Annotated in this window: 8 protein-coding genes and 2 pseudogenes; 6 read left to right on the top strand and 4 right to left on the bottom strand. The window is 63.0% G+C overall.

Annotated elements, in window-relative coordinates; translation table 11 throughout:
• Positions 1–562 precede the first annotated feature (562 nt).
• The 3 genes from FM105_RS10500 to FM105_RS14715 form a co-directional block, all read right to left on the bottom strand.
• Positions 563–1219 (bottom strand): hypothetical protein, encoded by a 657-nt coding sequence (locus FM105_RS10500; RefSeq protein ID WP_143275872.1) that lies wholly within the window; start codon positions 1217–1219, stop codon positions 563–565.
• An 88-nt stretch (positions 1220–1307) separates the two neighbouring features.
• Positions 1308–4784, bottom strand: coding sequence for a UvrD-helicase domain-containing protein (locus FM105_RS10495; RefSeq protein WP_087007963.1), 3477 nt, complete (start codon positions 4782–4784; stop codon positions 1308–1310).
• Positions 4781–5890: a PD-(D/E)XK nuclease family protein gene (locus FM105_RS14715; RefSeq protein WP_256970339.1), complete on the bottom strand. Its 1110-nt coding sequence runs from the start codon at positions 5888–5890 to the stop codon at positions 4781–4783. Before FM105_RS14715 ends, FM105_RS10495 begins: the two co-directional genes overlap by 4 nt.
• Here FM105_RS14715 and FM105_RS14710 point away from each other — a divergent pair.
• The gene (locus FM105_RS14710; protein WP_179207156.1) at positions 5859–6689 is read left to right on the top strand and encodes a hypothetical protein; all 831 of its coding nucleotides are present in this window, start codon (positions 5859–5861) and stop codon (positions 6687–6689) included. The genes FM105_RS14715 and FM105_RS14710 overlap by 32 nt on opposite strands.
• Before the next feature lie 555 nt (positions 6690–7244).
• A pseudogene (locus FM105_RS10480) lies at positions 7245–7800 on the top strand (helix-turn-helix domain-containing protein); the annotation flags it as partial.
• Between the two features lie 14 nt (positions 7801–7814).
• On the opposite strand, the pseudogene FM105_RS10475 reads toward FM105_RS10480, so the two are convergent.
• Positions 7815–9327, bottom strand: a pseudogene (locus tag FM105_RS10475) (IS1634 family transposase).
• A gap of 233 nt (positions 9328–9560) precedes the next feature.
• Here FM105_RS10475 and FM105_RS15050 point away from each other — a divergent pair.
• The 4 genes from FM105_RS15050 to FM105_RS10460 all read left to right on the top strand — a co-directional run bounded on the left by FM105_RS15050 (position 9561) and on the right by FM105_RS10460 (position 12907).
• Positions 9561–9941: an alcohol dehydrogenase catalytic domain-containing protein gene (locus FM105_RS15050; protein ID WP_218777940.1), complete on the top strand. Its 381-nt coding sequence runs from the start codon at positions 9561–9563 to the stop codon at positions 9939–9941.
• On the top strand, positions 9824–10537 hold the full coding sequence (locus tag FM105_RS10470; protein WP_218777939.1) for a zinc-binding dehydrogenase: 714 nt from the start codon (positions 9824–9826) through the stop codon (positions 10535–10537). Before FM105_RS15050 ends, FM105_RS10470 begins: the two co-directional genes overlap by 118 nt.
• Before the next feature lie 439 nt (positions 10538–10976).
• On the top strand, positions 10977–12074 hold the full coding sequence (locus FM105_RS10465) for a DNA methyltransferase (RefSeq protein ID WP_179207155.1): 1098 nt from the start codon (positions 10977–10979) through the stop codon (positions 12072–12074).
• On the top strand, positions 12071–12907 hold the full coding sequence (locus FM105_RS10460) for a DNA-methyltransferase (RefSeq protein WP_087007955.1): 837 nt from the start codon (positions 12071–12073) through the stop codon (positions 12905–12907). Before FM105_RS10465 ends, FM105_RS10460 begins: the two co-directional genes overlap by 4 nt.
• The last annotated feature ends 1 nt before the right edge of the window (position 12908 follow it).

Here is a 12908-nt window from a genome sequence, read left to right as displayed (position 1 = left end):
CTGCACAATTCTCCGCTATCAGCGCGGTGGGACGACCTGACAGCGCTACCTACAACTCGCGGGCTGGCTTTGTTCAGAAACAAGCCAGAAATCTTTGCCTGGGACATGAGCCTGAACCACTGCTTCATCGCAAAGACAACCGTCTCTGATCTTGAAGGTTTCCTGATAACCGGGTCCCTGCCCCAGCTCGAGATGGAGGACGTTTCCCCGAGGGACCTCAACGCTGGTGTCCTCGCGCGCTTCCTTGCGGGACTCGCAAGAGGGCTCTCAGATCCCGCGGTGAAAAACTTTCCCCTCTCCGCGGACCGCGCACGAAATACATCGCGGCTTTGGAACGATAAGCATTTGAAACGAATGAAGCGACCAGAGTCGCATCGTGTGCGCGAACATCTTCGTCGTCTGCCTTCTGGCGAAATCACCTCAGTTCGCGCGCATAGTCGCTATGGAGACCAAGACTGGCTTGACGGCCATATCCGAGTCCAAGTCCTGCCTCGCAGACGACAGGCACCGGAATAGCAGACAACTGCCGCTGTCAGGTTCAATACCCGACCCACGTTTCCGGTCAGGCCCTGTCACTCTCTGAGAGCCACACGGCGTGGTCGAAGTGCATCAGTGATTCGCCCAGTCCTGTTTGTCCATGGGCTTCAACCACCAGAGACCTTGCCTCTCCAGGTGTGACGTGCTGCAGACCGTTCGCTTCCAGCGCGCGGTTCACGAACCTCACAATCATCGTGTCAGCCTTCACCCCCGGGACCCCCAGATGCATCGAGAAGTATTCGAAAGTCACCCAGCCAAGCCCTCTCACGCTGGTATAAACCTTCTTCATCTCCGCGATATCCTTGCTCCGGAAGTCATTCGCCGTCACGACACCGCTTTCGACAAAGCGTCTCGCCGCCTCGATTGCGACGACGCTTTTCAGCCGCTGCGCCGACTTCGTGCTCCCCATGATCCTTTCGATCTCTCGTTCCCCGACTGCATGGAGAAGCGTGAGATCGTTCTTAGCCTCGCTGTGAGCGTCACGAAACGTCGACAGCCGCCCGCTGACGCCCACACCGGGCCTCTCCGATCGGTAGATTGCACGCATGGAAAAGACCGCGTCCAACAACGCAGTAGAAATTTCCTCTGGCCATCCGCCACCATAGGCATTGAAGTTCTCGGCCGGTATCGCGCGCACTGCATCGACTACTGCGTTGAGTTTCGGGTCAGTTTGCGAAGTCATTCGAAGGGCTCCCCGTGATATCTGATGAAGAAGGACATTCTTCAGTCGCCTTTCCACAGCCTACCCTCATACGGACGCCCCGAGAGCCTCATTCTCGGATTTCCACTCCCACCACCTCACCGCGCAGCGGCAGGTGAACCAGGATCTCCCGCGGCCGCTCCCCCGTCGTGGCCTCCAGCGCGGCCGCGTACGCCGCCAACTGCCCCACGTAGTTCTCTCGCACGTGCCCCACCGGGTCTACGCCCGGGTATGACTTGTGGTCGACGAGCACGTGACCCCCATCGGCCAGCATGATGCGCGTATCGATCCACCCCTCCATCTCCTGATGGAGCTCGTTCCGCCACGCGATCGGCTGCTCCGTGAGGATCTCTGCGCCGGGATACGTCGCTTCCACCCACCGAGCCCATCGCGCACCGGCTTCAACCAGCACGTCCGCGCCCACCACGTCGCCCACGACCCACCGATCCACGATCCGCTGGGCTGCTTCACGCGCCATCGCGGGAGGCAGCACCTGGTGCGGGATGCCCAAGTACGCATGGACAGCATCGCCCACAACGTCCCAGTCGACCCCGCCCTTCGCGATCAGCGGCTCACCCAGCTGCGCGACCACACGGATGTCCGCGTCGATCCCCTCTGACCGCGCGCTGCTCGCCGTGAAACGCGCAGGGATCAGGTCGTCGCGATCAGGCGGCCTGCGCAGCGGAACATCGGTGTACGCATACGCCGACATTGCCCGCTCCCGTTCCAGCACTCGCGGCTCGTCACCGATCGCACTCATCCGCATCGTCACTGCGAGATTCGTCCCCGCAAGCCCAATGCCCTCCGCTGCACCGACCCGCAGGTCGTTCACCCGAACCTCACCAGCAGCGGTCCCTGGTTCGGGCATATCCCACTCCAGCAGCGGCACATCACTGTCGATCGCCTCCGCCAGCGCATTCCCCTGCCCGTCGGGATACGCGAACGCGGCGATGCTGTACAGCTCCGCTCGCGTGAGACCCACGTAGTACAGCCGCGCCGACTCCCGACGCTCCGCGACCTTCCCCGCACTCACCACCGCGCTGCCGTCCAACCGCTCCTTCAGCTCGTCATACCCATCCAGCACCCGCGGCAGGAACCGGATCGACCGACCATCCAGCGGCTTCAGCACGTCGAACGCCTCGGCCTTCTGCACGCTCACCACCTTGTGCCCCCAGTCGCGGCTCTGCGGGATCCCGGTCACCACCACGGGCCACTGCAGTCCCTTCGACTGGTGCATCGTCGTCACGAGCACCGCATCGTGCGCCGTCGCATCGCTGTATTCGTCACCCACGTCCGTGAGGTGCGCCAGCAGACCTGCCGCACTCACAGGAGTCCGTGTCGACCGCGCGGACTCCTCGTACTCGAGTGCCAGCTGCCGCAATCCGTCGAGGTTCGCCAACCGCGTCTCCGGCGCCGACCACCCCTTGATCCGCTGCGGCAGATCCAGCGCATCGATGACCTCCACGAGCAGCTGGGACGGCGAAACATCGGAGACCCTCCCCCGCAGGGAGGCGAGCGCGTGCAGCGTCTCGTCCTCCCACCACGTGTGCGGATGCGCCCTGCGCTCGTCACGGTCAACGATTCGCACCGCGTCGTCGAACCACGTCTCGCGCCGTGCGTGATCCGGAAGGAGCGTCACGAGTTCCGTGAGCGCCACGGTGTCGTTCGAGTCGACGACGGCGGCGAAGCCCGCCCGCACGTACTGCCCCTCCCGGGTCTGCAGCAGTGCGACCGCGGACCCGGTCGCGGGCACACTGCGCTCCAGCAGTCCGTCCACCACGCGGGCGACCTCGCTGTTCGACCGCACGAGAACGGCGATGTCCCCCGGCTCCACCGCCCGATGCGCCACCGGGGCCGCTTCCGAGGCCGCACCCCCGCCAGTGCCAGCCTCACCTGACGAGACGGGCAGCTGAGGTGCCCGCTTGAGGAAGTCGACGATTCCGTCGGCGATCGTCGTCGTCAATCGCGATCCGGCCCGCGCGTCCTTCCCCTTGTCCGTGTCAGGAACCCAGACCTCCCGTCCGCCCTCGTAGCGTCGGGCCTCTCGCTGCGGCGGGATCTCCAGGACCACCTCGTCCTCGGGTTGGTCGGCGAAGATGGATCGGAAGAGCGTGTTCGACAGATCCAGCGGGGCCTGCGAGGACCGCCACGAGTAGCCGAGGTTCTCCGTCTGCGCCGTACCCAACCCGCTCGTACCGTCGACCAGCGAGGCGAAGACATCACTCATGAGCTCCGGGTCGGCTCCGCGGAACCCGTAGATCGCTTGCTTCCGATCCCCGACCCAGATGACGTCGTCGACCAGCTGGGCGAGCTCCATGAAGAGCGCCAATTGGATCGGTGAGGTGTCCTGAAACTCGTCGACCGCCAGCAGCCGGTACCGGGAGGCGACGGACGACCGCACGCGCGCGTTCGACCGCAGCAGGTCGAGCGCGCGCACCTCCTGGTCGACGAAGTCCATGACGCCCAGATCGTTCTTGTACTTCTCATACTCGGCGAGCGACTCGATCGCCGTGTCGAATACGAGGCGAATGAGGTCGATGACGTCTCGTTGGAACGCGCTGTTGGCCAGCAGTTGGCGTGACACGCGTGCAGCGCTCGATCCCGTCAAGACGCCCAGCGGCACCTTCCCCGGCTTCTTCCCGCCTTCCGCAGCGCCGTACCCCGCCGAGGCGATCGTCGCCCAGGTCTTCCACGGCACCCGGGCGAACCGGTCACCGGTCGACCCCTCGCGGGACACCTCAGCATCCGCTCCCCCACTCGACTCGTCGAACTGTCGGAGGAACTTCTCCAGCGAGATGATGCTGCCTTCGACGTTGCCGCGGCTGCGCCCGTCGATGCGCACCCCTTCAAAGTCAACAGGGGCGGCGCCCGGCTCCACATCCCCGTCGTGCACGCGCAGCGCCCACCGGAGCACATCGACATCGGTCCTCAGCTGTTCCAGCCACTGCGACCGTCCGTCGTCGCCCGCGGCGGGCAGCACGCTGAGAAACTCCTGGACCGAGGCCTCGGCGGAGTGACGAAGGTCATCCGCACCGAGCTGGTTCTCCCGTGCCTCCTCGACGACGGTGTTGACGATCTGCGCCCACGCGATGCTCGACGCGAACCGCGATTCGTCCGCAGCCTCACCGTCGTGGCCGGTGCGGATGAGCAGGTCGCGATGCTCGGCCTCGGCGGAGGCGATGACCTCGTCCACGGCCGTGTGGAAAGCCTTCTTCTGCTCCGCTTCGTCCAGAACGCGCAGCTGCGGCGAGTAACCGGCGTCGATCGCATACTCGGAGACGAGTCGACCGGACACGGAGTGGATCGTGCCGATCAGGGCGGTCTGGATCTCCTCGGCGGCGGTGATGTTGCCGTCGTCCAGCAGTCGTTGCTGGGTCTTCTCCACGAGGTCCGCGGCGGCACGCACGGTGAACGTCGTCGCGATGACTTCGCTCGCCTGCAGCGGAGTGCCGGATTCGCCAGGTGTGGACAGTCGCTCGGAGAGCACCTGCGTGAGGCGGTAGGTCTTCCCGGAGCCGGCGGAAGCGGTGATGACGGTGAAAGTCACGAGTAGTCCCCTGTCAGCCCGTAGATGAGCGTGAAGTCGCTGTAAGCCTGATTCGCGTCGATGAAGAGGCGTCCATCGACGGCAGCGTCGTCACTGATCGCAGCGATGGCGTCCTTGTACGGCTTCTTCTCACCGCCCAACAGCGTGCCGGTCTCCAGGTACGCGTCGGCGGCGAGGGCTTCGAAGCGACCCGTGGAGAGACCCGTGAGGGCGTGTTCCACGGACCGTTGGATCCGCGGCCACAGATGGGCGGGGTCGCCCTCGGCCTGCGAATCCGGGTCCAGGTCGCGGTCGGCGGAGACGAACTGTCCCTGCTTGAGCATGTAGAAGGCCGTCAGCGGCGGTTCTCCCCCGCCCGAGGTCCCCACCACCTGTCCGTACACGCTCAGCTGGACGGCCTCGCCGTCGGTGACCATCCGCCGGTAGCGGGTCGTCGAGAACGTCCACTTCAGGTCGAGCACTGCGCGCCGGCCGTCGGTGGTCTCCCCATCGAGGTCCCTGAACCCGCGTAGCTCAGAGTCGTGGCGCATACCGCCGATGGTGAGGGTGAAGGGTTCGATGAACTCCGTCTCTGCTCCGGTGATCCGCACCCCGCGGTCTCTCAGCGCGGTGAAGAGGCGGGTGAGTGAACCGATCGTTGTCGTGCGGAGGGCGTTGTGCCGCGAGCTCTGGCCCGGCAATAGCAGTTCGGACGCGAACCGCGGGACGAACTGCTCGAAGGTCCTCGCGATCATCTGCGGTGAGGGGACCGCGTCGTCGGCGACAGCTCCTGTACGCACGAGGTGTTCGACGACCGCGTGGACAAGCGTGCCGATCATCCGATTGCCGGTGGGCACCTGGACGCCGTAGCCCGAGGAGAGACTCAGGCCGCGTTCCAGGGTCCACGCCAGCGGGGAGTTCAGCAGGGTCGATCTGCGAGTAGGACAGCCGATGCGGCAGCAGGTGCGCGAAGTCGCCGTCGACGGTCCGCGAGACCCGCTCCGGCACGGCGATCTCCTCCGGAAGGACCCGACGGATGCTGAGGCTCTGATCCCAGAGTGACCACCGCTCGCCACCGCCGTGACACGCCACCGGGTGAGCGATCGCGGGGTGGACGAGCACGTCATCGACCGCGGGCGGTGGACTGCTGAAGAGATCCGGACGGTGCTGCGCGTACTGTTCGGCGATCTGAATGAGCGCAGGGTGGAGCCGGCGTTCGGCGCCGCCGACGACACCGGGACAGAAGGCGATGAGGTTCGTCGCGTGGGACAGGCCGCGCAGGGACGCCGCCTGGACGAGTCGATCGCGCTGCGCCGCAGTTGGGATGGTCGCCCCGGCCGTTTCGAGCGCGACGGCCTCGTCGTCGTCCCAGATGTGGGGCTGGGAAGTCTCCGGGCTGTGGGCCGACCACCAGAGAACGGTCTCCGCCCCGGGTGGGACATGCGCGGGATCGGTGACGACAGTCCAGGGCGCAGCGTGAGCCGGACTTGCGGGCGTGATCGCGCTCGGCGCACACACCTCGACGATGTCGAACAGTTCGCGGATGAGGAGAGTCTGCGATCCGATGAGACGGAGGGTATCGAGGAATGTGCTGATGTGAGCGGTGGCGATGTCGATGAACCGGGTGGGTTCGCCTCCTCCCAGTGCGCGCACCCGCTGAGCAAGCCAGCCCACAGCCGCCGTGATGCTGTCGACGTCGACGGAGTTGTCCGCGACGGTCGGAGGATCCGTCCGGAGGAATCCATCGAGCGACTGCGCGATCGACCACGCCGATACCGCCCGCCGGTCATCGTCGGTCTGGGCGGCGGCCCGCAGCGCGAACAATGCGTGCACCCAGGCGGAGTCGTCATCGCCAGAGATGCCCGGTTCGGCGACGAGAGCTCCGAGCAGTGCGTTCCGCACCGCGTGAGGCACGATCCCCGCTGATCGGGACTCAGCCTGGTGGGGGTCGCGTTGCACAGTCACGCGGAAGGAGAGGAACTCGGCGACACGGTGGACATCGACCGGTGGGACGAGTGCGGAGAGGAACAGCGGCAGCAGCTGGCACGCCGGGTCCGTCGATGATGCAGGCTGTCCGAGCGTCGGCATTCCGCGCCTTCGAAGCTGCTGGTCGAGAACGGCGGTGTCGTCGCCCGCGATGATGACTAGGGATTCGTGATGCGCGGTGCTCGACAAGAAGCGAGCTGCGCTCTCTGCGGTCGACCATTCGTCCTCACCGCGGACGATCGCGAGGCTGTCTGGAACTCTCTCGCTGGTCCCTTCATGCGCCACGACACTGACGCCACACCGTTCGAGGAGGTCGAGGAGCTCCCTCCACTCATACGGGAGCACGGCAACGTCGTCCATGACGTCGATGGAGCTGACGCCTAATTGTTGTGGGTCATGACGTTGTAGTCACCGAGCGGGGATGAAGGAACGGGCCCCTGGACTGCACGATGGGTGGTGTCTAAGCAACCATCCAGCAGAAAGAGACCCGCTCCGATGACCCACGCTAACGCCCCACTGACCCCGGAAGGAAGACAGCGCCTCGTCACCCGCGTCCTCGCAGGCGGCCGGCCCATCGCTCACGTCGCCGCTGAAGCCGGCATCGCCCGCTCCACACTCACGAAATGGGTGGCCCGCTATCGGGCTGAAGGCGCCGGCGGGCTTGAATACCGCTCCAGCGCACCAGCAGCCCGCCCCACACGAATCCCCCTGGAGATGCTGGAGCTAATCGATCGCTGGCGTCGCGATCACAAGTGGTCGGCCCGCCGCATCCACCACGAACTGGCCCACCTCGGCCACCACTGCTGCCTGCGCACGGTATCCCGCTGGCTGAAACGACTCGGGATCAGCCGACGTCGTGACCTCGACCCGACAGGAGAGAACAACCGGCACGCCGGGAAGATCACCACCAGGTTCCCCGGCCACATTCTCCACATGGACGTTTAAGAAAGTCGGAAAGATCCCCGACGGGGGCGGCTGGTGGGTACACGGCCGCGGCAGCAGCAAAGCACTGGCGTCCAAGCGCGCGCACAAGCAGCGCGTCGGCTACACCTGAGTTGCGCCACTTTAGTGCACACCCTCCCCGGGGATGTTCTCGAGCATCGCGGCAGCCTCGTCAGGAATGACGGGATGGATCGTGTGCCGCTGCTCACCGGTACGGAGTACCGCCGATCGTAGAGGCGCCAGCCTCGCGGAACTTCTTGATGCTCACCCCCGTCCGCGCCTGGACCACGCGGGATACCGCAAGAGCAGCGAACACGATCGTCAGGTGCGCCTCGATCGAGTCCCGCGTCCGATGAAAGATCGGACGCGCTTTCACATCTGACTTCGACATACGAAACGACTGCTCTACCGTCCACAGATCGTGATACGCCGCCACGACCACGTGACCACTCATCAGCGACATCGGAATGTTCGTGACGTAGCCCTTGATCCTCGTCAACTGTCGGGCTCGCTCGACCAGCGCCCAGTCCACCGCAGGCTGTTTCCCCTTGAGCGACACGAACCGGTCCTTCTTCATCGGTCGCGTTCCTGCGGCGATCTTCTCGGCCTTCTCGATCATCTTGTTGATGTTCCGGTCATCCCGCTTGGCCCGCTTGAACGAGTATTGATACACAATCCTGCGGGACCGGGCTTGCGTTCCGGTGCCCATCACACGCTGGGACTCAGCGATCTCGCCGTCTTCGAAGTACGTGCCCTTCTTCTCGAACCTGTCCGCCAGGTCATACGGCGCTTTCGTGATGAGGGACCCGACGATGAACCGTTGTCCGGCTTCTTCCAACGCCAACAGGTTCGCAGCTGAGAGCATGCCGGCATCAGCGACGATGACGAGGTCATCAATGCCGTGTCGCTCCTTGAACGCGGTCACCACGGGGATCAGTGTCTTCGTTTCGGCTTTGTTGCCCTCGAAGCACTGGACTTCCAGCGGGAACCCCGACCGATCGACCAGCAGACCCACAGTGATCTGGGGGTCGACTTTCCGTTCCTTGCTCATCCCGACTTTCCGTAGCTCATCCTCGTCATCAGCTTCGAAGTACAAGGTCGTCACGTCATAGAGCACGAGCGCGAGCCCGCCGGTGGCTGTTGCATAGTCGAAACAGGCCTGGGACACGACGCCACGGACGCCGTCGGCTTGGATGCGCTGCAATGTCCGTGTGATCGTGCGCAGACTCGGCGGGCTGATGCCGAAATTTTCCATCACGCGGATCGCTTCTGTCTTCGATGTCGGTTCCACGATCCGGGCAAGGACGAGCTTCTTGAAGTGCTCGTCACCGACGGCGTCGAAGCCCAGGTACGCGTAGACGCGTTCGAGGGCTTGCCACAACACGATCGACTGCGTCGACTCGACGACCAGTCCGTGTTCTGGCCGTCCCAGACCGGGAGCATCAAGACCGAGGTCGAGTTCGGGCTGATCGCCGGCAAGTCGGCGGTGCGCGGTGGCGAGAAGGACGTGAAGGTCAGCGTCGGTGTGTGCGGATCCGATGTGCTCGATACCGTCACGGCGGCTGCCGGTCTTGTGCACGATCTGGACAGCGGTAGCGCCGGAGCCGGTCTTGACCTTCCGCACGAACGATCCCATGCGCCTGAGGCTACTCACCCCGAATTAATAGTGCACACCCTCAACCATGAACCCGCAGGTCACAGCCTCACCCACCACAAATCTCAGACTAGGTGGCGCAACTCAGGTCCGAGGACCGTGCCGAGGGGGTCGCCGCCTTCCTGGAGAAGCGCGACCCTCAGTGGCGCGGCCGCTGACACCGCACGGTCCGTTCAACAGCAGCATTCCCACACTTCCTGCGAAAGGCACCACACATGCGAAAGATCATCTGCACCGAGTACGGCAAGCCCGATCTGCTGGCCCTCGTCGAAGAGCCTCAACCCACGCCAGGCCCCGGTGAGGTCCTGGTCCGGGTCGAGGCCGCGGGCGTCAGCTTCGTCGACTCGCTCATCGTGCGCGGCGCCTACCAGGTGGAGCCGCCGCTGCCGTTCACGCCGGGGAACTGCTCCGTGGGAGTGGTGACCCAGGTGGGCGAGGGCGTCGATGAGTCGTACGCGGGCGGCGGGTCGCGTCCGTCATGGCCGGTATCGGCGGTGCGTACACGACGGATCTGGTCGTGCCGGTCGTGGCGCTGGCAGTCGTGCCGGAGGGAGTGTCCCCGCAGATCGCGGCGGCCAGCATCGAGAGCTACCTGACCTTCCTGTTCGGCGTGACGCAGCGGGTGACGATCCGTGAGGGCGAAAAGGTCGTGGTGCTGGGTGCCGGTGGCGGGATCGGACTGGCCGCGGTCGATGTGGCACGCAGCCAGGGTGCCGAGGTGCTGGCGGTTGCGTCGTCGGAGGAGAAGCGGGCGCTCGCGTTGCAGCACGGAGCAACCCATGCGATCGGGTACGACAACCTCAAGGACGAGATCCGTGCACACACGGGCGGCGGCGCGGATGTCGTCATCGACCCGGTGGGCGGCCCTGCGGCGGAGAGCGCCCTGCGCGCGCTGGGCGCTGGTGGACGGTTCTGCGTCATCGGGTTCGCCTCCGGCGAGACCCCCCGGCTGCCGGCGAACATCGTGCTGTTGCGTAACCGGATGATCGTGGGCATCGACTGGGGCGACTGGTCACGCGAGGAGGCGGCCCTGTCAGGGAACGCCCGCCTGCTGGACGAGCTCTACCGTCGGATCGCCGCGGGAGAGCTGCACCCGCCCGAGCCCGCCGTCGCCCCACTGGCCGACGCCGGGAGGATCCTCACTACGATCAGCGAACGCAAGGCAGTGGGCAAGTACGTCCTCGTGCCGTGAGTGGGCGGTCGGCCGCGACAGATCTCCCGTGCACACCATACTCGCGGCATAGACTGAAAATTAGGCCCAACAGCCAGGAAACGATGCCTCGCCGCGACTAGGCGTACACTACAAGAACAGCCCGCGCAGCCTCGGAAGGGACTCAGCACCGCTTCACCACCAACCGAGGAACTGGGAAGCTCAGGACTAGGTGGCCGCTAAACAAGCTGACCCCTGGCACATACCTAGACAAGCGGAGCCAAAGGCGCTGGAAGGGCGGCAAAGCACCTCCCCACACTCGGCTAGCAGCTCGCCCTCGAGCACAAAAGCAGACGATCACGGCCAGCCGCTCACTCCCCCAGCGCCAAGTGGCGGGGCACCCGGCGCAACCGCGCCTTACGGTACCAATGTTGAATAACGTTGAGCATTGATGGCGTCACGGCTGAGGTACGCTGGACGCATGTATCAACAATCGAACCTTGTTGGCGTATCAGCCGCCGCTCGCATCCTCGGAGTAAGTAACTCGACCGTCTACCGGATGGTGGACTCGGGCATCCTGACACCCACTAAGACACCAGGCGGCCAACGTCGGTTCGACACCAACCAACTAGGAGAGTACTTAGCAAAGAGCCGAACCATCGCCGCGCCCCAGAATCCTTCACGGGCACTGGCCGCAGAGGAACCCGCCGAAAAGCCGCCATCAAAAATCGACGCCAGGAACAAACTCAATGACCTAACTGGCGCAGAGTGGATGCCCCTGACGAAGAGCTTCACGTATCAGAAGGGACTTGGGTCGAAACACCCCCATGCGCAAATCGAGAGGCAACATCCTGCTCCATTCTCATTCCAAGATGTATCGCAACTGATTTCCTTCTTCACCAAGGAAGGAATGGTTGTACTAGACCCCTTTGGTGGCGTGGGATCGACCGCAAAGGCCGCAGCCGTCACTGGACGAAAATCAATCAGTATTGAGCTTCAGAAGCATTGGAACGAATTGGCGATTGAAAGATTAGAGACTGAAGTCGCCCCGGGAGACTCCTCCAAACACACATTCATCAACGATGATTCACGTGAAGCCCTACTCAAATTTGAGCCTGAATCAGTAGATTTTGTTATCACAAGCCCTCCTTACTGGTCGATTCTGAATAAGAAGGCAGACCACAAGGTCAAGCAAGAACGCCTCGCCAACGATCTTGCCACCAACTACTCAGACAGCGACCCAAAGGATCTAGCGAACATCGCGGATTATTCCACATTCCTTAAAGTGCTCGCGTCTGACTTCATTGTACCCTCTGCGCGCGCCCTCAAATCTGGCAAATATTTGTGCATGATCGTCTCCGACTTCCGTAATAAGTCCAAGTTCGTCAGCTTTCATTCAGACTTAATCCAGGAACTAGATAACGCCAACACCGAAGATGGCGCCACCCTTGCGCTGCAGGGAGTTAAGGTACTTCTCCAGAATCACAAGTCATTATTACCATACGGCTATCCCTTTGCCTACGTGGAGAATATTCATCATCAATACATTCTCATCTTCCGCAAGGTGGCAAAGCCATGAACGTTACGCAAGAGGTAATAGTTGGCGATTCGGACAAGATCCTCCCGCAATTTATCGCTGAAGGACGGAAATTCGATCTCATACTTACGGATCCACCATACAATTTGAACAAAGACTTCGGCAACGACTCCGACTCGTTGCCTCTGGCTGAGTTCCTAGAGGTGTCGCGAGACCGAATCCAAAACTGTCGGGATCTCCTGACGAATGAAGGCAGCCTTCTCTGGTTCGGCATCCACCACTACATCGGATTCCTGCAGGCAATTATGTACGAGGCTGGACTACATTACCGGAGAATGAACATATGGCGCTACAACAACGGATTCAGTCGGTCAAAAAGAGTTCCCAGAGGTGAATACGAGCCATTCCTATGGTTCACAAACTCTGACCGCAGATGGACCTACAATACCGACGACGTACGAATTCCATACAGAAGCGAGGAGCGTCTAAAGACTCCTGTCTGGTACAGAAACTCAAAGGGGGAGCGCGTAAAGTGGGCTCCTGATCCTCGCGGCGCTATGCGAGGAGATATATGGGAGTTTCCAACTCTGGCGGGCAAACGGTTCGCCAAGGAACGAACCTCGCATCCTACACAAAAGCCTGTAGCCTTGTTTGTGGAGCTATTGAAAGCCTATTGCCCCAAAGACTCAGAGGGGCGTTACGTCGGGGCAGTGTTGGACCCTTTCCTGGGTTCGGGGACCACAGCAGTAGCATGTGAAATACTGAATAGCGAAGGGCACAAGATCAAATGGGTTGGCATTGAGCTAGAGGAGCGATGGGCAACTATCGCACTAGATCGAGTTGATAGGCTCGTCCAACAGCAACGTCTGCTGTAAT

This window comes from Brevibacterium yomogidense, assembly GCF_900163715.1.
Taxonomy (GTDB): Bacteria; Actinomycetota; Actinomycetes; order Actinomycetales; family Brevibacteriaceae; genus Brevibacterium; species Brevibacterium yomogidense_A.
Note: the sequence above shows the minus strand (reverse complement) of the source record. Positions and strands in the feature narration are given on the sequence as shown.

Bases quoted from the DNA above. Each gene is read 5' to 3' on its own strand.
- FM105_RS10500 (WP_143275872.1), bottom strand. From the start codon at position 1,219: ATGACTTCGCAAACTGACCCGAAACTCAACGCAGTAGTCGATGCAGTG.
- FM105_RS14715 (WP_256970339.1), bottom strand. From the start codon at position 5,890: ATGACGTGCTCGTCCACCCCGCGATCGCTCACCCGGTGGCGTGTCACG.
- FM105_RS15050 (WP_218777940.1), top strand. From the start codon at position 9,561: ATGCGAAAGATCATCTGCACCGAGTACGGCAAGCCCGATCTGCTGGCC.
- FM105_RS10470 (WP_218777939.1), top strand. From the start codon at position 9,824: ATGGCCGGTATCGGCGGTGCGTACACGACGGATCTGGTCGTGCCGGTC.
- FM105_RS10465 (WP_179207155.1), top strand. From the start codon at position 10,977: ATGTATCAACAATCGAACCTTGTTGGCGTATCAGCCGCCGCTCGCATC.
- FM105_RS10460 (WP_087007955.1), top strand. From the start codon at position 12,071: ATGAACGTTACGCAAGAGGTAATAGTTGGCGATTCGGACAAGATCCTC.